Origin of the sequence: Paenibacillus sp. 2TAB19 (genome assembly GCF_052115185.1) — a bacterium.
Taxonomy (GTDB): Bacteria; Bacillota; Bacilli; order Paenibacillales; family Paenibacillaceae; genus Pristimantibacillus.
Genome location: NZ_JBFRGE010000006.1, coordinates 40520 through 60174, shown reverse-complemented (window position 1 = coordinate 60174; position 19655 = coordinate 40520). Strand labels below are relative to the sequence as shown.

Below are 19655 nucleotides of genomic sequence, written 5' to 3'. Positions count from 1 at the left end.
GCTATGAAATTACGATACAACGGACCGGCAACAGGCTGGTCGCAAGGGCTGCCGCTTGGCAATGGACAACTAGGAGCTGTTTTGCACGGCGGAATTGGCAGCGAAACGTGGAATATGACGGAGATCACGTTCTGGTCGGGCAAAAGCGAGCGTTTCGGCGGCACGCCGGACGCCAAAGAAAAGCTGTCGCGGATGAGGGAAGCTTTCTTTCGCGGCGATTACGTCGAAGGAGACAAGCTGGCCAAGGAGACGCTGCAGCCGAAGAAAGGAAACTTCGGAACCAACTTGTCGCTGTGTGACGTCCTCATTACTTATGGGCATGAGGGCGAGGACGTAGTAAGAGAGTTGGACCTGGGCACGGCGGTTGCTGCTGTAAATTATCGAGATCAGGATGGTGTGCCGATACAACGCGAATATATCGCTTCCCACGCCGATGGCCTCGTAGCTGCCCGCATCGCGGGCGAACGGAAGGGAAGCGTATCCTTTACCTTGCGATTGCAGGGACGGTCGGATACGTTCGCGGTGTGGAGCGGCGAAGACGGAGAGAGTATCGGCTTTCGGTCCCAAGCGACGGAAAATATTCATAGCGACGGAACATGCGGCGTATTGGCGCAAGGGTTGGTGAGAGTTGCCATCGAAGGCGGAAGGCTGCGCAGCGAAGACGGGCAATTGACGGTGGAGGGAGCCGATGAGGCGGTCATTTATTTTGCGGTTGCAACGGATTATGGTCGAGAAGGCGATGAAGACTGGCTCAAGGAAAGCGAGGAGAAGGTCGATGCCGCGATACATTTAGGCTTCGATAAGCTGAAGGAAAGACATATCGCCGACTATCAGGCGCTATACGGACGCGTAAGCTTGGAGCTTGGCGGATCGAAAGAGGCAGCCGCGCTGCCTACGGACGAGCGGGTTCGCCGACTGCGGAACGGACAGACGGACGACCTGGCGCTTATTGCGCTGTTCTATCAATACGGGCGTTACTTGACGATCGCGGGATCACGCGAAGATTCGCGGCTGCCGCTTAATCTTCAAGGCATTTGGAACGACGGGGAAGCGAATCGTATGGCATGGAGCTGTGACTATCACCTCGACGTAAATACACAGATGAACTATTATCCGACAGAAATAAGCAATCTGGCCGAATGCCATGTTCCGTTAATGAATTATATCGAACGACTTTCGATAGCGGGACGGGCAGCGGCTGAGGACTTCTACGGCGCCGATGGCTGGGTCGCGCATGTGTTCTCGAACGCGTGGGGCTTCGCGTCTCCAGGCTGGGAAACGTCGTGGGGGCTTAACGTAACCGGCGGCCTCTGGATTGCGATGCACATGAAGGAGCATTACGAGTACGGACAGGATCGTACGTTTCTCGCACGGCAGGCTTATCCGGTCATGAAGCAGGCGGCTCTATTTTTCCTCGACTATATGATCGTGCATCCCGAGTATGGCTGGCTCGTTACCGGGCCGTCGAATTCGCCGGAGAACAGCTTCTACCCGGGCGCGCATGAGAAAGGAGCGCAGCAGCTGTCGATGGGCAGCACAATGGATCAAATGCTGGTGCATGACCTGTTCGTCTTTTGTCTGGAATCAGCAGAGCTTATGCAAGTCGATGCTGAGCTTCGCACGCAGCTGCGGGAAGCAATCCGCCTGCTGCCGCCTCTTATGATCGGCAAGCGGGGACAACTGCAGGAATGGCTGGAGGACTACGAGGAAGCGCAACCGGAGCATCGTCACTTATCTCATCTGTACGGCTTGTATCCGGGAAGCCAGATCGATCCGATTCAGACGCCGGAGCTTGCTGACGCTACTCGCAACACGCTGATCGGGCGTATGCAGCAAGGAGAGCTGGAGGATATCGAGTTCACGGCGGCTTTGTTCGCGTCGGGCTTCTCGCGTCTGAATGACGGCGATCGCGCCGCGAGTCATGTCCGCCATCTGATCGGCGAGCTGTGCTTCGACAATCTGCTCTCGTACTCCAAGTCGGGCGTGGCTGGGGCGGAGACGAACATCTTCGTCATCGACGGCAACTTCGGCGGCACGGCCGCAATCGCCGATATGCTGCTGCAAAGCCATACGGGCGAGGTTCATCTGCTGCCGGCGCTTCCTCAAGACTGGGCTAACGGCTCCTATCGCGGTCTACGCGCGAAGAGCGGTATAGAGGTGAATGCGGCTTGGGAGAAGGGCAGCCTCACGGAGGCTGTCCTTACGGCATACCAAGCATGCGAGGTGAGTGTAAGATACGGCGGCCAAGTCGTTAAGCTGGCGCTTGAAGCTGGAATAAGCCGCAGAGTGGATGGCGGACTTAACGTCGTTATGGATATGGCAGCAAAGATCGACTAAATGGATGGTGCGCTGAGTCTGGGGGCATTCGAAGTATTGCCCCCAAATATGGCGGTTTGAGTTATTGATCGTTAAATATTGGGATTGTTCGGGCCTGTCCGCTGTTTTACATTGGAAGTGCGATTGAAAGCGCTTTACCAATTAACGCGGCGAATAGGAGGAAATGATGAATGGTTAAGAACGATAGGGTGCGTTTCACGCGAGGCTGGCTCGTACTGCTCGCGGCTGTATTGCTTATGCAGACAGTGTATCTGTCACCGTGGAAGAGTGCCGATTCGAACGTTGAGGCTGCTGCTCCGATTGCAGAGGAAACGCAAGACTTGTCGGCTGCGCTGGCTACTGACGGTTACTCGTTCGAAGCAGAGGCGGAAGGCAATGTGCTGTCAGGGAGAGCGGAGCGCAAAACATGCGCGGAAGCTACCGGATGTTCGGGCGCCGGGGTCGTTGGAGGGCTATGGGACAGCTCGTCGGTAACGATGAACGGCATTACGGTGGAGGAAGCAGGTATCTATACGATGACGGTGCATTACATCTCGGGCGATCCGAGGTCGTTCGCCGTCAGCGTGAACGGCGGTGCAGGCGATCATTACGATCTTCCGCGCACGGCGGATTGGGAGACGCTTGGCACGTATGCGATCGAGATTGAGCTTCAGGCGGGCAGCAATACGATTCGTTTCGATGACGAGGGCGGTTACTCGCCGGATATCGATCGAATCGTACTCAGCGAATCCGGCACGGGTGAGCCTGGTGGACCGGCCACCGGTTACGAAGCGGAAGCTGCCGTGAACGTGCGGACGGGCAACGCCGGAGTATCCGGCTGTCAACCTGCTACCGGCTGTTCGGGAGGCCTTAAGGTAGGCAATCTATGGGGCGGATCGACGTTGCAGTTCCGAGATATTGCCGCAGAGGAAGCCGGCATCTATACGCTCAGCGTCTCGTACGTATCGGGCGATCCTCGTCCGGTGTCCATTAAGGTGAACGAGGGACAGTCCGAGAACTATGCGCTGCCGAAGACCGCGGATTGGGACACGCTTGGCGTATTTACCGTCGAAGTGGAGCTGCAGGCCGGCATGAATACGATCACGTTCGATGACGACGGCGGTTGGTCGCCGGACATCGACAAGATCGAGCTCGCGAAGGCGGGCGGTTCGGGAGAGGATCCAGGACCGATCGACGATATCGGACTTATCGGCGCTGTTATCGGTTCGGCAAAGCATGGATCGATTAAAGTGAGCGCGCATGAGAAAGGAGCCGTGTTCTCGACCAAGTCGTACAGCATTACGTACAATACGGAATCGGGTTTATCCGCTTATGCATGGGGAGGCAAGACGCTCGTTAAGGGCGCTTATGCAACCGCGCAATTGAATGAACAACTGCTCGACAGCCGCAAGTACGGCGAGCATCGCTTCAAGCTTAGCGAGGTCGCGAAGATTAAGGATGGACACGGCAAAGGCGTTCGCATCACGGTAGAGAACCGCAGCGAAGGACTGCCGACGATGAAGCAGACGTATCAGCTGTACGAGGATCAGCCTTATTTCCTCGTATCGCAGCAGATTGTCAGCGGTACGACGGTAAGCGCTAGCGATATAGCGCCAATCGTTGTTAACGCGAAGGGCGGCGTGGACATCGGCAGCTATGGCGACAACCGCGTGCTCATCACGCCTTTCGACAACGATATGTGGTCCCGTTACCAAGCGCGGACGATCAATACGCCGTTGAATAACAACAATTACGTAAGCTCGGAGATGACGGCGATCTATGACAACGTCAGCCGCGGAGGTCTCGTTATCGGCTCGGTGACGCATGATACGTGGAAGACCGGCATTTATTGGAGCGGGTCGAATGATCGTTTGAACAAGCTGAAGGTATACGGCGGATTTACTTCGCAGACGTCTACTCACGACACGCTGCCGCATGGCCAGGTATCGGGCAAGACGATAACATCGCCGCAGATCGCGGTCGGTTATTACAGCGATTATCGCAGCGGCCTGACGAGTTATGGCCAGGCGAATGCTGCTGTAGCGCCACCGCTCAAGTTCGACCGCGGCGTTCCATCGGGCGTACCGGTTGGCTGGAACAGCTGGGGCGCATACGAGAGTTCGCTGAGCTACGATAAGGTCGTCAGCGTATCGAACTTCTTCAAAGCCAATTTGCAGAAGACGTTCTCGAACAAAGGAACAGTTTATATTAACATGGATTCGTATTGGGACAATCTGACCGAGCAGCAGCTTCGCGACGCGGTGAAGGTCATCCGCAAGAACGGTCAGAAGGCCGGCATCTATTATGGACCGTTTGTTTATTGGGGCGACAATATGGCGCAGCCGGTCGAAGGAACGGACGGCAAGTATACGTATGGCGACATCATCCTCCGGGATGCGAACGGCAACCCGCTGCCGAAGGTTGACGGCGCTTATGCCATCGATCCGACGCATCCGGGCTCGAAGCTGCGCGTCGAATATATTTTCAAAAAGTTCATCGATTACGGCTTCGAATACATTAAGATCGACTTCCTGAGCCATGGCTCGTTCGAAGGGCAGCATTACGATCCGAAGGCGCAGACCGGTATTCAAGCGTACAATCAAGGCATGGCGCACATCAACAAAGTGCTCGGAGGCCGCATGTTCATCAGCGCGTCAATCGCGCCTCTGTTCCCAAGCCAATACGCTCATGCGAGACGCATATCCTGCGACATCGACGGCTCGCTTGGCCGCACCGAATATCAGTTGAACAACCTGACGTACGGCTGGTGGCAGAACGATACGATCTACCGCTACACCGATCCGGATTATATGACGCTTGTGAAAGGCGGTTCGTATAACGCCGCGCAGACGAGAGTAAACGCCGCGGCGATCTCGGGAACGGTCTTCATGAGCTCGGACGACGTTAATGATCCGAACGCGCAGCAGCTTATGAATTCGCTGCTTACGAACAAGCGCGTGATCGACATTGCGACAATAGGCAAGGCATTCCAGCCGGTCGAAGGCAATACGGGTTCGGCAGCAGCCGACGTATTCGTCATGAAGGATAAAGACGAATTCTATATCGCAGTCTTCAACTACACGAACGAAGCGGCAGTGAAGTCCATTGATCTGACGCGCGCGCTCGGCGTAAAGTTGGCGGCGAAGCTGCAGTTGACGGATGCGTGGACAGGAGCGAAGCTGGAAGCGAAGGGAACACTTGAAGTCAGCCTAGAAGGCGCGCAATCGAAGTTGTACAAAGTATCGAGATGAGATCCGTGGTTAGAATGGGTCAACCAGTTAATACTGGTTGGCCTATTTTAGTATGCGAAACCTGGTTACGGACTTAGGCGACGCTATTAGGCTTAAAATGCTTTTGTGACAAATTTAACGGACCGAGGAGACCTTTACCGCGCCATACTAGTCTTCAGAATGCCAAAAACATACGTATAAACACTCTGGAGTCCGTAACGGAACAAACAAGAGGTATATTTCACTGCTAAGGTCCATACAGTCCGTAAGATCGGACAATTCCAATGGTTGAATAAGCCGGATTAAGTCTGATGCTGAGTAAAGGGGAGTGTAAGATAGAGTGTTCGAAAGCGAAGGATCGGCATAAGCTACATAAATGTTAAAAAGGAGGCGAATTTACCCTATGAGATATACAGTAAGGTATATACCTCTCAACACAATAAAAGAAGGCGGCATCTCGTCCAAGCTTACTCGGCGGATCAAGGAATTGCGTAAAACAGCCCAGGATTGCGTGCACATGCTCATTGTTCGCAAAAGCAAATCAGAAGGCGGGTATATTGTAGTAAGCGGGCACAGTAACCTGGATTACCTCAAAAAGCATACGAAAAAAATGACCGCGGCATGTCTGGTTGATGAAAGCAAGGTATCCTCAAGGCTATTCCCGTTTATGCAACACTTCCGGAAGCAAAAGCTGCTTGATCAAGTTCCCCACATTAAACCTGAACGGTTCGTTGGAAGCAGCTGGTCGATTATAAAAAGATTTCTCAAACAAGATCCTCGTTTCAAAAACTTAACCCGGTCGCAGCAAATCAAAGTTCTCCGATTGGGACTCCAATATAAAAAAACGACAATATCCTCAATGAGAGCCAAAGTTGACGAGTTGCTTAAATAATGTTGGGACTGACAAGGAACCGCTGTAGGCGGTTCCTTTGTCATATTGCATAGAGATGCTGCGATAGTTAGCTATAAACCATATTTATTAAACCCGGTTTTTATACACCCTCATTGCGAAGAAATAAGCTACGAGCAATATGCCGACGCACCATGCAAGAGCGATCCAAATATCATTGCCTACCGGCTGATCCGACAGCAGCGCACGGATGGCTTCCACGATCGAGGTTACCGGCTGATTCTCGGCAAAGGCGCGAACGACTGACGGCATCGAATCGGTCGGCACGAACGCCGAGCTGATGAATGGCAGGAAGATGATCGGATAGGAAAAGGCGCTTGCGCCCTCCACCGAATTGGCGGTCAGTCCGGCAATTGCTGCGACCCAAGTTAATGCCAGCGTAAACAGCATGAGGATGCCGGCCACTGCAAGCCACGGCAATATCCCTGCCGGCGAACGAAAGCCCATAACGAGCGCTACGAGAATGATGACGACAACCGAGATGGCGTTGGATACCAGAGAGGTCAGCACATGCCCCCACAGTAAAGTGGAACGTGAAATCGGCATGGTGTGAAACCGTTCGAATATGCCTCGCTGCTTATCCAAAAACAAGCGGTAAGCCGTATAGGATATACCGCTAGCAATCGCAATCAGCAGAATGCCGGGCAACAGGTAGTTCACATAGTTATCCGTACCGGTTTGGATTGCGCCGCCGAATACATAGACGAACAGCAGCATCATTGCAATCGGAGTGATGCAGACCGTGACGATGGTGTCCATACTGCGGGTAATATGACGCATGGAACGTCCAAGCATAACGCCCATATCACTGAAAAAATGTTTCTCTATCCGCTCCATTTACTTTCCCTCCTTGTTGCCGATGATCGCGAGGAATATTTCCTCCAAGGTCGGCTGTTTCTCGACATACTCCACCTTTGCGGACGGGAACAACTTTTTAAGATCCGAGAGCGTGCCGTTCGCGATAATTCTTCCCTCGTGCAGAATGGCGATTCGGTCGGCAAGCTGCTCGGCTTCCTCCAAATACTGCGTCGTTAGAAGTACCGTCGTACCGCCGTCGGCGAGCTCCTTGACTACCTTCCAAACCTCGATGCGCGCCTCGGGATCAAGCCCGGTGGTCGGTTCGTCTAGGAAAATGATCTGCGGTTTGCCGACAAGGCTCAAGGCGATGTCGAGCCTGCGGCGCATGCCGCCCGAATAAGTGGAAGCCCTGCGGTCGGCGGCTTCGGTCAAGCCGAAGCGTTGAAGCAAATCGTCTGCAATCTGACGCGGATTGCCCAGGTGTCGCAGCTTGGCAATCATGATCAGATTTTCCCGACCGGTCAGTATCTCGTCTACGGCGGCGAATTGTCCGGTCAGACTGATCGCCTGCTTCACATGGTCGGGCTTTGACGCAACATCGAATCCGCCTACGGTGGCGGTGCCGCCGTCTTGTTTGAGCAGCGTGGAGAGGATTTTGACAACCGTTGTCTTGCCAGCTCCGTTAGAGCCGAGCAGGGCGAAGATGCTGCCCTTTTCCACCTCGAAATCTACGCCCTTCAGCACATGAAGCTGTTTGTAGGACTTTTGCAGTCCAGTCACTTGAATCGACTTCGTTTGCATAGGAACCACTCCTTATTTAATAATCGTAACCTTCGATAAATCGGCTCCCATGCCTTTAAGCCCGGCGTAGGTCAGTTTATCCATCAATGCACCGTCAAAGCAGATCGTTTTGATGGTACGGTAATACTTATTGGTCAACGAAAAATACGCCTGAAAAGATACATTCTTGAGTGTAGCGCCTCTAAACGAGACGTCGTTTACTGCCGACTTGTCAAATTTAACGCCAGTAAAGGTCTGACCGTCAAAACACAGCCCGCTAAGGTCGGATTTTTCGAAGTCTACGCCGTCAAAGGAACAACCTTCAAAGATCGTTTTTCTAAGGTCGATCATGCTTAGCGTAACGTCGGTCAGTTTGACGCCCGTGAATGTTGTTCCTTCCATTCCCGACTTGCTGAAGTTGGTGCGTACAAGGATCGATTTATTGAAGCTTGCATTCGCAAGGTCAACAACGGATAGGGTGCAGTCCGTCAGATTCGCGCCGTCAAAATTGGCTTCGCGTACGTCGCTGGCCTTGAACGAGCTGCCAGTCAAGTCTGCGCCCGCAAAGTAGGCACCGCGTAACGCGCTAGCGTTAAATTGTCCTTTATGGGCCGTAACGCCGGCAAAATCGCTCTCTGACAGGTCGCTCGCGTTAAAGTTCGTCACGAGCTGCCGCTCCAGCGAGCGGGAGAGGTTAGCGACCTCCAGTACCGTCTGCTCGATATCGCCTATGCTGTCAACGGTCATCTCAAAAGCCGTTTCATCGTCCTTGCCCTCGGCTTTGAGATCGCGGAAGCGCTCCTGTAAATCGGAGTGCAGGTCGGCCTTTAATTCGGTGACGCTTTTAACCCCATCGTATGGTGCGAAAACGCCGTTCAAGTAGCTAGTCAACTTTTCATTCATAACATTCAATCCCCCTATAGTAAGTTTTCGAGCACGCGCTTCGCGTACTCCCAATTGCTTTTGTTGCGGACGTAAGCACCTTTGCCTTTTTCGGTAATCCGAAAATATTTACGCCGGCCGCCCTGTGATTCATCGCCCCAATACCACTCGATATCACCGTCGGCTTCAAGCCGCCGGACGCTCGAGTACATGGTGGCTTCCTTTAATTCATACTCGCCGTCCGAACGTTCCGCAATCAGCTTTACAATCTCGTAGCCGTAGCGGTCAGCTTCGGATAAGAGTCGTAAAATCATCGTATCGGTATGTCCTCGCAGCAAGTCGGATGTTATTTTGTTCTCGCTCATGTAATCAACCTCCATGTCTGTATAATACGGCATACTACCATGACTGTCAAGGTAGTATTTTAAATAAAATACTTTGCTTGAAAAATGGTTGTTTGCCCACAATAGAATTTATAGGTTTTCGAGGTACAGGAATCTGAAATTCTATTTGGCGATAAATCCTACCTCTAAACGCGGTCGATCATCCTGAATAGGCCTCGATAGAGGATTTCTCACCATGAAAAAGCTCCCCTTGCAGCAGTAGGTTCATTGATTTCACCTGTCTACCGTAAGGGGAGCCTATGGGACTTGCACAACTTCTTAGCTTATTGTTCATCTGCCCGGAATTCGAATCATCACGGTCGTCCCGATGCCGAGCCTGCTGTAGATCGAGACGCCGTAGGATTCGCCATACAGCAGCTTGATCCGGTTGTCGACGTTGCGAATGCCGTAGCCGGACAGTTTGTCGCCGCTTTGCGGCAGCTCGCTATCGCCCCGAAGGCGCATGCCCATGCCGTCGTCGATCACCTTGAGCACGATATCGCTGCCGTCGCGGCAGGCGCGGATCGTAATGTTCACGCCAAGCTCATGATCCCATATCGCATGATTGATGCAATTTTCGACGAAGGGCTGAAGGGTGAGCTTAATGATCGGACATGGCAGCACCGCTTCATCGACGTCGAAGTGAACGCGAAGCAGGTTGCCGAATCGCACTTGCTGGATTGAAATATAATAACGGGTCAACTGCAGCTCTTCGTGAATGGATAACGTGTTCTTGCCCTTGTTCAATGAAATGCGGTAAAACTTCGCCAGATCGGTCACCATCTTGTTCATGCGCGGGTCTGCGTTGCGGATGGCGAGAGACGAGATCGACGCGAGCGAGTTGTACAGAAAATGCGGATTAATCTGCGCTTGCAGCACGTTCAGCTCCGCTTCCCGCTTGTCGATCTCCTTCTTGTAGACGTCGGAGATGAGCGAGCTTAGCCGCTGGCCCATCTTGCGCAGCGCATTGCCGATCTGGCCGATCTCGTCGCGGCCGAGCGGCCGGATGTCGGCGAGCTCGAACTCTTCCTTCTCGATGCGCCTCATCATGCCGACGAGCGTTTCTACCCGTTTCGTGAACAGCCGCGCCGTAACATAGATCAGCAGCGCCATAACGCCAAGGCTGGCGATCGCGTAGATAAAGATCCGCTTGGCGGCCAAGTTCGCTTTGGACAGGAAGCTGCTGTAAGGGATGAGCGATACGCTCTTCCATCCGTACTTGGTCGTGTTGTAGACGACGAGCACATTCTCTCCGTTATACGTGCTGTCGAATCTCCCTCCGCTATCTACCGGGAAGGAGTCCGGCAGGGCGAGCGGCTGATTCAGCAGGCTCTTGTCCTTGGCGGACATGATGATGCCTTGCTCGTTAATGATGAGCACCGTCTTGTCCGACGATTCCTTCTCCATAAGCCGGAAAATATCCGATTCCAAAATATTAATCGTCAGTACGCCGTACGCGTTGTTCATGCTGTTGATATTCAGCATGCGCGAGAGCGTGAATATAGGCGGCTTATCCGGCTCGGAGGGCGACGTCACGAAGCGAACGTTGCCGAAGCTGCCGCTGAGCGACTTGTAGGCAAGCGATTCGCGAAACGTCTTGTCCATTTTTTTGATAAAAAGGTCGTCCGCGGGCAAGGTGTCATTGTTAATATAGATGGTCATGGAATCAATATCCGGATTCGTCGTCAGCATATTAACGAACGAGTTATTGATGTATTTGTAAGCATCGACGAACAAGGACGCGTCCTTCGAATAGTCGTTCGTCAGATAGGCGCGCATATTGCTATCCAAATAAAACGTGGCGGACAGCTTCGTATACGTGTCGAGCTTGTTCTCAAGGTTCGAGTTAATCTGTGCCACGGTAGAAGCGCTATTCGTCACCATCTGATCGGACAGCTCGCCGCGAATCGTCGTATAGGAATACAGGACGAAGAACAACAGCGGCAGAATGCCGCCGAGCAGGAACATGACGAACAGCTTCTCGCGGAGCCGCCAGTTGTATAACGGCTTTATTAGCCAGCCGGACAGTTTTCTCATGCGCGTTCACTCCACTCCAGCCTATAGATGCATTTTGCGATATTCGTTTGGGGTGCTGCCCTTATGCTTCTGGAACACAGAGCAGAAATAGGATACGTTCTCGTAACCGACCTTATGAGCGATCTCGCGTACCTTGAGCGACCGGTCCTTGAGCAGCTCGGAGGCATGCCCCATGCGGATGCGGGTCAGGTAATCGAGGATCGTTTCACCTGTCTTGTCTTTGAAAATAGAGCGAACATAGTTCGGCGACAAGAATACCTCCTTCGCAATGTCCTCGACCGTTATCGGCAGATGATAACGATCGGCAATGAGCTTCGCGATCTGGTCGGCGACCGATTGATTGCGGTCGAGATCGCGTTCGCTGGCCGCCTTCAGAAGCTCTCCGCAGAAGCGCAGCGTATAGGCATGGAAGTGGGCGATCGTCGGAAGCTGCGACAGCTCCTTCCAATGGTCGGCAAGCAGATGGTCGCGGAACGTTCCGGCCATCAGCGTCGTGAAGTGCTGCTCCAAAGCGGTAAGCAGCTGAATATTAGCTCTGACGGCGTAGTTGCGCTCGATTCGCTCTTGCCGCATGGCGGCGAACCAGTCGCCCAGCACCTGTCCGGTCCGATCCGAGTCGGACGCTTGAATCGCTCCGATGAGAGCGGCGGCGGCATGCTCCGCGCTCAGCTCCTCCGATTGCTTCACGGGCGTCACCGTTCCCGGGTTGATGACGGCTCCTGCTTGCCGATACAGCTTCTCGTCGTTGCAACGCTTCGACTCCTCGTAAGCTTCCCTCAGCAGGTTGAAGCCTCTGTATGGACTGGACAAGCCGATCGACAAGTCTGCCTTGCCGCCTATTGCTCGCGACAGCTCTTCTCGCAGAAGCTCCCAATAAGCGTGCTCCCATTGCTGGGGCTTGCCTTGGAAGAGGACGAACAGCGTATTCGGACTGGTCTCCAGCACAATGGAGGCGTCGAGGCGGGGTCCAAGTACGGTTCGTGCATATTCAGCCGCATCGTAAGCAAGCTCGTAGGCTGCATTTGCTGATTCCGTGTCGGTATCGCCAGCGGCCACGCGAATGGCAGCGACGGCGGCTCTCATGCCGTCCGGGAAAGCTGGCGGCTCGAACGTTATATAGGCAGCGCCGTAAGGCAGGTGAGCCGTGAAGCCCGTTGCCTGGCTTTCCCACTGGCGAGTCCATTCGATTCTTCGCTCCTCCAAAGGCTCTCGCACGATGCGAAGCAGCAGCTTCTCCAGCAGCCATCCGCCGCCTTGCCCGGCAAGCTGCTCCTCGTCGCATTTCTTCTTCACCTTCTCAAGGAGGGCTAGCAGCTCCTCCATATCGATCGGCTTCAGCACGTAGCCGGCCGCTTCAATGTTAAGCGCCGACTTAATATATTGAAATTCATTATGACCGCTTAAGTAGATAAGCTTGACGCTTTTGTCGATCTGCTTCGCCCGGCGTCCGAATTCAAGACCGTCCATAATCGGCATGCGGACATCGGTAACGATGATGTCGGGCTTGAGCTCGGCGAGCTTGCCGAGCGCCTCCTTGCCGTTGCGTGCCGTTCCGGCTACTCGAATGCCCGCTTGCTCCCAAGGAACGTATTGAACCATCGTTTCCAGCTCGATTGTTTCGTCGTCGACCAGCAGCACACTGTACATCTAGCCACCGCCTTTCTGTGAAAATGATGCTCTTTCCTCCAGTGTAACGGCAATGCCGTTATTCAACAACGGAAGGAGAGGAAGTGTGTGCTTTTGGAGCACGAATTGTTAAATCCTTATATAGAACGGCTTTAGTACCGGACCTATAATGAGGACACGAAGCAAAGAAAGCGCAATCAATTTACGGGAGGCAACACGATGAACATGCTATCGAAAGCGCAACCTAACCAGCGCAGCGCACCTGCCGTCCGTAAGCCCGAAAGGGGCGGACTGCTTGCCAGACTGAAGGAGCAGCGGCTGCTGTACGTGCTCATGCTGCCGGCGATCATTCTGACCTTAATGTTCTCCTACGTGCCGATGTTCGGGCTGTATATGGCATTCATTAATTATCAGCCGGGCGGCGGGTCGTTCTTCAAGCAATTTTTTACAACCGACTTCGTCGGGCTGCAATGGTTCGAATATTTCTTCACGAACGGCGACTTCGTTCGAATCATGCGCAATACGATCGCCCAGAGCTTCCTGTCGCTGCTGTTCGGATTCCCGATGCCGATCATACTGGCGCTCATGATTAATGAATTGCGCAATGGCTGGTTCAAGCGAACGTTCCAGACCGTCTCCTACATGCCGCACTTCATCTCATGGGTCATCGCGGCGAACATTATCGTCACGATGCTGTCCTCCGGCGGTGTTATCAACAACCTGCTCACGGGACTGGGAATCGTCGACGAGCCGATTCAATTCATGCAGAAGGGGCCATTGTTCTGGTGGATCATCGCCTTCTCGAATACGTGGAAGGATATGGGCTTCAATGCGATTATGTATTTGGCCGCGATCTCGGCGATCAACCCCGAACTGTATGAGGTAGCCAAGGTGGACGGAGCGAGCAGGCTGAAGCAGATGCTGCATATTACGCTTCCGTCGATCCGGCCGACGATCATTATCCTGGCCATCCTAGCGGTTGGCGGCATTCTGAATGCCGGGTTCGATCAGCAATATTTGCTCCAAAACAATACGGTACTGCAATATTCCGAAGTCATCGATACGTACACGTACAAGTATGGCTTGCAGAACGGCATGTTCTCCTACGGGGCGGCCGTCGGCTTATTCAAATCAGTCGTCGCTTTCATACTCGTCATCAGCGTGAATCAGATGGCCAAAAAAATGAACGAACAGTCACTGTTCTAGCAAAAACGAAGAGGAGAACGCGCCATGGTGAAAGACAAAAAAGATTTTCTCTTTATGACCGCCGTTTATGCGTTTATCGTTTCGGTGTTCGTCGTGACCTTCTATCCATTCTGGAATATATTCATTATTTCGCTGAACAGCGCGGAGGATACGCTGCGGGGCAACTTGTACTTATGGCCGAGGGAATTCAGCTTGGCAAGCTACGCGCAGATCCTGACCGACAGCGAAATATGGACGGCGATCAAGGTGACGGTGCTGCGGACGGCAGTCGGTACGCCGCTGGCTGTCATGACGATCAGCATGCTGTCGTTCGCGCTGAGTAAGAGGGAGCTGGTTGCGAACCGCTTCTGGACGCTGTACTTCGTGTTCACGATGTATTTTGGCGGCGGCCTGATCCCTTATTATATGGTGCTCAAAAACTATGGCCTTATCGACAACTTCATGGTCTTCATCGTACCTGGGCTAATGAACGTGTTCTATATGATCATCGTTCGGACGTTCATGCAGGGACTGCCGCAGGAGTTGGACGAATCGGCGAAAATCGACGGCGCGAACTACTTGCAAATTTTTTTCCGCATCATCCTTCCGCTCACGACGCCTGTACTGGCAACGATCGGTCTGTTCACCGCTATCAGCCACTGGAACTCGTGGTTCGACTCGTACGTCTTTACTTACGATCCGGAGCTGAAGACGCTGCAGGCCGTGCTCGTGAAGATTTTGAACCAATATCAGACGGGTTCGATGGTTGGAGACGCGCAGCAGATGGCCAACTCCGCTAAGCGGCTTGCCGTATCGCCGGATACGATCCGGATGGCGGCCACGATGGTCGCTACGCTGCCTATCATTATGGTGTACCCGTTCCTGCAGAAATATTTTGTCAAAGGCATGACGTTAGGCGCGGTTAAGAGCTAATCAATGCGAATTTCTTTTGGGAGGTGTTGCGGCTACTAGTATTAGGAGTACGGAACGTTTATCTGTTAAAATGACGACAACGAACAAGGGGGATTTTGCATGAACGCAAAGAAATGGCTGCTCTCGATGCTTACGGCTGTAATGTTGGTATCCGTATTGTCCGCATGCGCTTCGAACTCATCTAATAAACCTAGCAACGGCAACAACACGGAGAACGGTGCCGAAGGAACGAAGGAACCGGGTACCGATCCGATCACGATTACGTTCTTCGATAAAAACACGGGCGACAAATTCGATAACCTGATTGCCAAAGAGATTACGAAACAGACTGGTGTGACGATCGAAATTCAGCAGCCTACCGGCAACCCGACAGAAAAGCTGAACCTGATGCTGGCGAGCGAAGACTTGCCGGATATGATCATGTTCGACCGCTCCAGCGATCTGGTAGCAAAGTATATCGAGGCAGGAGCTATCATTCCTCTTAATAAACTAATCGAAGATTACGGCCATGACGTATCCGAAATGTACGGCGATGTGCTGAACAAGACGCGTTACAAGGACGGCAACAACTACTACTTATCCAACTGGTACGGCCTTGAGCATGAGCCGGTATTCGGCTTCAATATGCGCAAAGATATCRTGAAGGAGCTTGCTCCGGACAAAGCCGACGGCGGCGTGCCGTTTACGGCGACGGAATTCAAGCAGCTGCTGAGCGACTTCAAAGCGAAATATCCGCAAATCGAAGGCAAGGATACGATTGCCCTGACGATGGACGGCGAGAACTTCGGCGGCACGATGGGAACGTTCAAAGGCATGTTCGGTCTGACCAACTACTATGAGACGGACGGCAAGCTGCAATACGACGTGAAAAATCCGAAATATCGCGACATGATTCTGTACATGAACGATCTGTACCGCTCGGGTTTGATGGATAAAGAATGGGCAATCAACAAGCGTCAAGTATGGGAGCAAAAAATTGCGACAGGCACGATTTTCTCCTCGACAGGCGCGTACTGGGATCTGGGCAACTCCAATACAATCATTAAAAAGGACATCGGCGAGGAATCGCAGCTGTTCGCTTACAAAGTCGTTGCAGACGGTCTCGACCCGTCGAAAACAACGTACGGCGGCCGCAGTTCCCTTGGCTGGGACGCGATCGCGATTACGAAGAAAAACAAAAATCCGGAACGCACGATGCAGTTCATCAACTTCCTCGCCAGCGAAGCAGGCCAATACTTGCTCATGTGGGGCATTGAAGGCACGCATTGGGATATGAAGGACGGCAAGCATACGCCGCGTCCGGAAGTGCTGCAAAGCTTCAAGGACGACTGGGCTGCTTATACGAAAGAAACAGGCATTCGCAAATGGACTTGGTTCATCAAGAACGGACCAGGCGCCGACGGTACGCCGTACGATCTTCCTGGCCGTTACGAGCGTTCCCCGATCGACCAAATGGCGATCAAGAACTTGTCGGATTCGATTTTCGACACGGCGATTTATGACGGCTTAAGCCCGCAAGGCGGCACGCCGGAAGCGCTGAACGAGCAGAAGATCAACGACATTACGAAGCAGGCGATCACGAAAGCGATCATGGCGCCTTCTGCTGAAGAAGCGGGAGCGATCTTCGACAAAATGTTGTCCGACATGAAAGCAGCCGGCGACGAGAAAGTAGAAGCGGTCTATACGACGAACTTCGCATCTCGTTCGGAGCTGTGGAAGTAAGAAGCGAGCGGCAAGGAGCAAACGTACGAATGGGAGGCCAGCATTGCTGGCCTTTTCTATTAGAAGATTATATCTTGCTTTCGCCTGCCTCCGAAAGAAATCAAGAAGCGCTTATTAGTGACTATCGGGAGCGGGGAGCTTTCTTAGGAACTTAGGTAATCTTATTTAATCGAAATAGCGTCCAAATGTAAGTATAAGAGTGAAATAAGGTGTTCTGGATTCGCTAACCTACGGATTACAGCGTGAAATAGCAATTAAGGTTTCAACGATTCCTTACAGTGATGAAACTTCATAACTTAACGAATACGGGCAACGGGGAGAGGATTACACATGACAACGGTTATTGGGCAAATTAAGTTGGAGAAGGATGGCAACGCTTACGTGGCGGATAACGGCATCGTAAAAGTAACGGCGAATGTTGCGGACGGTACGCTTTCGTATGCATGGAAGGATGGACAGTCGTTAAGCGCTACTTACGCTGAAGCACGTTATGGCTGGGAGACGGTGCGTTCTTCGCTGTATAGCAAGCATGACGTGCCTGCTGAATCGGTGAAGCCGATTGCGGACGGCTTCGGCGAAGGCGTGCGCTTCAGCTTCGTGCATGAGGATCTGGGTAAACCGCAGCTCCGTCAGCATATTCGGTTGTACGAAGGGCTGCCGTATGCGCTTGTCGAGCTGGAGGCGGTGAGTGAGCATGAGTGGGAGACGAACGAGCTGACTCCGCTTGCCGCCTATTTGAATGACGGCGGCGTGCTGGACTTCGGCGATGACGCCGGAGAGGCGGAAGTTCGGGCGTTGTTCATTCCGTACGATAACGACAAGTGGGTGCGCTTCGCCTCGCATGCGAATCAGAACAGCGTACGCAGCTATGAAGTGACGGCGGTCTACCGTTCGGAATCGCGCCGCGGCTTCGTCTTCGGTTCGGTGACGCATGATACTTGGAAAACGGCGATCGACGTGGAGGGTACATTCACTTCGACGGTTGGCAGGGTGCGTGTGCAAGCCGGTGCTGCGGACCTGCAGACTCGCGATACCGTTCCGCACGGCTCGCTGCGCGGAACGAGCATCGTCTCGCCGACGATATTCGTTGGCGCGTATCTCGATTACCGCGAAGGCATGGAAGCCTACGGCAAGGCGAACGCTATCGTGAAGCCGGCGCTGGGCTGGTCCAGCGGCGTGCCGATGGGCTGGAACAGCTGGTCGGCCGTTATGGCGAAGCTCGATTACGACGTATACACGCATACGTCGGACTTCTTCGCATCGGCACTTCAAGGCGAAGGCTTCGCCGACGACAGCGGCAGCTTGTATGTAAACTTCGACGCCTTCTCGGACAATTTGCCGGCGGAGCAGCTTACGGATGCGGTGCGCCGGGTGAAGGCGAACGGTCAGAAGCCGGGCACGTATTATACGCCGTTCGCGTTCTGGGGAAGCAACCCGGATACGCCGGTGGAAGGAACGGACGGCGCTGTGCTGTACCGCGAAATACTGCTTAAGGACGCCGGCGGCAACCCGCTGCCGAAGCTGGATGGCGCATTCCCCATCGATCCGTCGCATCCGGAAGCGATCGCTCGGATTATGCGCAAGCTCGATGAGGTTGTTGCCGCGGGCTTCGACTACTTGAAAATGGACTTCCTCGCGCATGGCGCGATGGAAGGCGTTCATTACGATTCGGCCGTGCGGACCGGCATTCAAGCGTACAACTTTGGCATGGCTGCCATTGCAGAGGCGCTCAGTCCAGATCGAATCGGCCGCGAGTTCCTTATTAACCTGTCGATTGCTCCGCTCTTCCCTCATGGCTATGCGCATAGCAGACGCGTATCTTGCGATGCGTTCGGAACAATCGATGATACGGAATATATGCTGAACGCGTTGACGTATGGCTGGTGGATTAGCGACAACTTATATCGCTTCAACGATCCCGACCATATCGTATTGTACAAGAGCGACAACCAGCGCGCCACCTCGGAGCATGAGGGTCGCAGCCGCTTGAATGCGGGCGTCATCGCAGGCACGTCGCTGCTGCTTGGCGACGACTACCGCATGGAGGAGGCCGCTCGCCGCGCGAAGGAATGGATGACGAACACGGCGGTCATGACGCTCGCCCGCCGCGGCGAGACATTCCGTCCTGCGGAAGGCCGCAGCGGTACAAAGGGCGAGCACCTGTTCACGCTGGCCGGCGACGGCGGCGTATACGTAGCCGTATTCAACTTCGACGCCGAGAGCGGCCAGTCGAAGACAATCGATCTCGCTCGCGTCGGCATTGACGCCGCTAACGGCTTATTCGTCCGCGACCTATGGTCGGGCGACGAATACAGTCTGACGCCGGGCACGGCCGAGCACGTCGTTACACTGGAAGCAGCCGAATCTAAGCTGCTATTCTACAAATAACATAACAAGGGCTGTGCCATTAGCTGGCACAGCCCTTTATTGCATGGAAATAGCGAAAATTTGTTACTCTATTTTAGAGTAGAGGCGGCGATTGGTGCAAATAGCGAAAGTTTTTTTCGCTATGGTGGCGCGGGAGAGTGCTTGAATAGTGGTTGGAGCTCGATTGGTGGGAAATAGAGAAAGCTTGTTTCACTATTTCTGAGAAAGGGCATCAATTGGTGCAAATAGCGAAAGTTTTTTTCGCTATGGTGGCGTTGACGGTCGCCCATGTCCTCGAGCCCGTCACCACGCGACGATATAAGTATAGAAAGTATACGTATATCGCAAAATCGAGTGTGTTGGAGGAGAATAGGTATAGAAAATATACCTACCTCCTATGAAAGTAACGTCCAAGTGCTCCAACCCAGCCTCGCGCGCCTACATAAGGATAGAAAGTATACGTATATCACAAAATCGAGTGCGTTG

At 53.4% G+C, this 19655-nt stretch carries 13 protein-coding genes; 7 read left to right on the top strand and 6 right to left on the bottom strand.

Going from position 1 to position 19655, the window contains the following annotated elements; all coding sequences use genetic code 11:
• Positions 1-3: 3 nt before the first annotated feature.
• The 3 genes from AB4Z33_RS04190 to AB4Z33_RS04180 all read left to right on the top strand — a co-directional run bounded on the left by AB4Z33_RS04190 (position 4) and on the right by AB4Z33_RS04180 (position 6438).
• Positions 4-2337: a glycoside hydrolase family 95 protein gene (locus AB4Z33_RS04190; RefSeq protein ID WP_442048710.1), complete on the top strand. Its 2334-nt coding sequence runs from the start codon at positions 4-6 to the stop codon at positions 2335-2337.
• A 170-nt stretch (positions 2338-2507) separates the two neighbouring features.
• The gene (locus AB4Z33_RS04185) at positions 2508-5567 is read left to right on the top strand and encodes a CBM35 domain-containing protein (protein ID WP_442048709.1); all 3060 of its coding nucleotides are present in this window, start codon (positions 2508-2510) and stop codon (positions 5565-5567) included.
• 382 nt (positions 5568-5949) lie between these two features.
• A complete protein-coding gene (locus AB4Z33_RS04180) occupies positions 5950-6438 on the top strand; it encodes a hypothetical protein (protein ID WP_442048708.1) in 489 nt (162 codons plus the stop codon).
• A gap of 87 nt (positions 6439-6525) precedes the next feature.
• Here AB4Z33_RS04180 and AB4Z33_RS04175 read toward each other — a convergent pair whose 3' ends face one another.
• The 6 genes from AB4Z33_RS04175 to AB4Z33_RS04150 all read right to left on the bottom strand — a co-directional run bounded on the left by AB4Z33_RS04175 (position 6526) and on the right by AB4Z33_RS04150 (position 12983).
• Positions 6526-7293, bottom strand: coding sequence for an ABC transporter permease (locus AB4Z33_RS04175; RefSeq protein WP_442048707.1), 768 nt, complete (start codon positions 7291-7293; stop codon positions 6526-6528).
• Positions 7294-8055 (bottom strand): ABC transporter ATP-binding protein, encoded by a 762-nt coding sequence (locus AB4Z33_RS04170; protein ID WP_442048706.1) that lies wholly within the window; start codon positions 8053-8055, stop codon positions 7294-7296. It abuts the gene before it with no gap.
• 12 nt (positions 8056-8067) lie between these two features.
• Positions 8068-8937: a pentapeptide repeat-containing protein gene (locus AB4Z33_RS04165; protein ID WP_442048705.1), complete on the bottom strand. Its 870-nt coding sequence runs from the start codon at positions 8935-8937 to the stop codon at positions 8068-8070.
• Positions 8938-8951: 14 nt separating this feature from the next.
• Complete coding sequence (locus tag AB4Z33_RS04160) at positions 8952-9281, bottom strand: PadR family transcriptional regulator (RefSeq protein ID WP_442048704.1); 330 nt, start codon at positions 9279-9281, stop codon at positions 8952-8954.
• 309 nt (positions 9282-9590) lie between these two features.
• Positions 9591-11336: a sensor histidine kinase gene (locus AB4Z33_RS04155; RefSeq protein ID WP_442048703.1), complete on the bottom strand. Its 1746-nt coding sequence runs from the start codon at positions 11334-11336 to the stop codon at positions 9591-9593.
• A 21-nt stretch (positions 11337-11357) separates the two neighbouring features.
• Positions 11358-12983 (bottom strand): response regulator transcription factor, encoded by a 1626-nt coding sequence (locus AB4Z33_RS04150; RefSeq protein WP_442048702.1) that lies wholly within the window; start codon positions 12981-12983, stop codon positions 11358-11360.
• A 198-nt stretch (positions 12984-13181) separates the two neighbouring features.
• On the opposite strand from AB4Z33_RS04150, the gene AB4Z33_RS04145 reads away from it, so the two are divergent.
• From AB4Z33_RS04145 to AB4Z33_RS04130, 4 genes are all read left to right on the top strand, one after another.
• Entirely contained in the window at positions 13182-14168 is a 987-nt protein-coding gene (locus tag AB4Z33_RS04145) for an ABC transporter permease (RefSeq protein WP_442048701.1), read from the top strand.
• Between the two features lie 24 nt (positions 14169-14192).
• A complete protein-coding gene (locus tag AB4Z33_RS04140; RefSeq protein ID WP_442048700.1) occupies positions 14193-15080 on the top strand; it encodes a carbohydrate ABC transporter permease in 888 nt (295 codons plus the stop codon).
• Between the two features lie 99 nt (positions 15081-15179).
• Positions 15180-16802 carry an ABC transporter substrate-binding protein gene (locus AB4Z33_RS04135; RefSeq protein WP_442048699.1) on the top strand — a complete coding sequence of 541 codons (1623 nt, stop codon included), beginning with the start codon at positions 15180-15182 and terminating at the stop codon, positions 16800-16802.
• 330 nt (positions 16803-17132) lie between these two features.
• On the top strand, positions 17133-19190 hold the full coding sequence (locus tag AB4Z33_RS04130; protein WP_442048698.1) for an alpha-galactosidase: 2058 nt from the start codon (positions 17133-17135) through the stop codon (positions 19188-19190).
• Positions 19191-19655 lie beyond the last annotated feature (465 nt).

What these genes read in the sequence shown, in the direction of transcription:
- AB4Z33_RS04155 (WP_442048703.1), bottom strand. Translation starts at nt 11,336, where the DNA reads ATGAGAAAACTGTCCGGCTGGCTAATAAAGCCGTTATACAACTGGCGG.
- AB4Z33_RS04180 (WP_442048708.1), top strand. Translation starts at nt 5,950, where the DNA reads ATGAGATATACAGTAAGGTATATACCTCTCAACACAATAAAAGAAGGC.
- AB4Z33_RS04160 (WP_442048704.1), bottom strand. Translation starts at nt 9,281, where the DNA reads ATGAGCGAGAACAAAATAACATCCGACTTGCTGCGAGGACATACCGAT.
- AB4Z33_RS04130 (WP_442048698.1), top strand. Translation starts at nt 17,133, where the DNA reads ATGACAACGGTTATTGGGCAAATTAAGTTGGAGAAGGATGGCAACGCT.
- AB4Z33_RS04145 (WP_442048701.1), top strand. Translation starts at nt 13,182, where the DNA reads ATGAACATGCTATCGAAAGCGCAACCTAACCAGCGCAGCGCACCTGCC.
- AB4Z33_RS04165 (WP_442048705.1), bottom strand. Translation starts at nt 8,937, where the DNA reads ATGAATGAAAAGTTGACTAGCTACTTGAACGGCGTTTTCGCACCATAC.
- AB4Z33_RS04185 (WP_442048709.1), top strand. Translation starts at nt 2,508, where the DNA reads ATGGTTAAGAACGATAGGGTGCGTTTCACGCGAGGCTGGCTCGTACTG.
- AB4Z33_RS04190 (WP_442048710.1), top strand. Translation starts at nt 4, where the DNA reads ATGAAATTACGATACAACGGACCGGCAACAGGCTGGTCGCAAGGGCTG.
- AB4Z33_RS04140 (WP_442048700.1), top strand. Translation starts at nt 14,193, where the DNA reads ATGGTGAAAGACAAAAAAGATTTTCTCTTTATGACCGCCGTTTATGCG.
- AB4Z33_RS04175 (WP_442048707.1), bottom strand. Translation starts at nt 7,293, where the DNA reads ATGGAGCGGATAGAGAAACATTTTTTCAGTGATATGGGCGTTATGCTT.
- AB4Z33_RS04150 (WP_442048702.1), bottom strand. Translation starts at nt 12,983, where the DNA reads ATGTACAGTGTGCTGCTGGTCGACGACGAAACAATCGAGCTGGAAACG.
- AB4Z33_RS04170 (WP_442048706.1), bottom strand. Translation starts at nt 8,055, where the DNA reads ATGCAAACGAAGTCGATTCAAGTGACTGGACTGCAAAAGTCCTACAAA.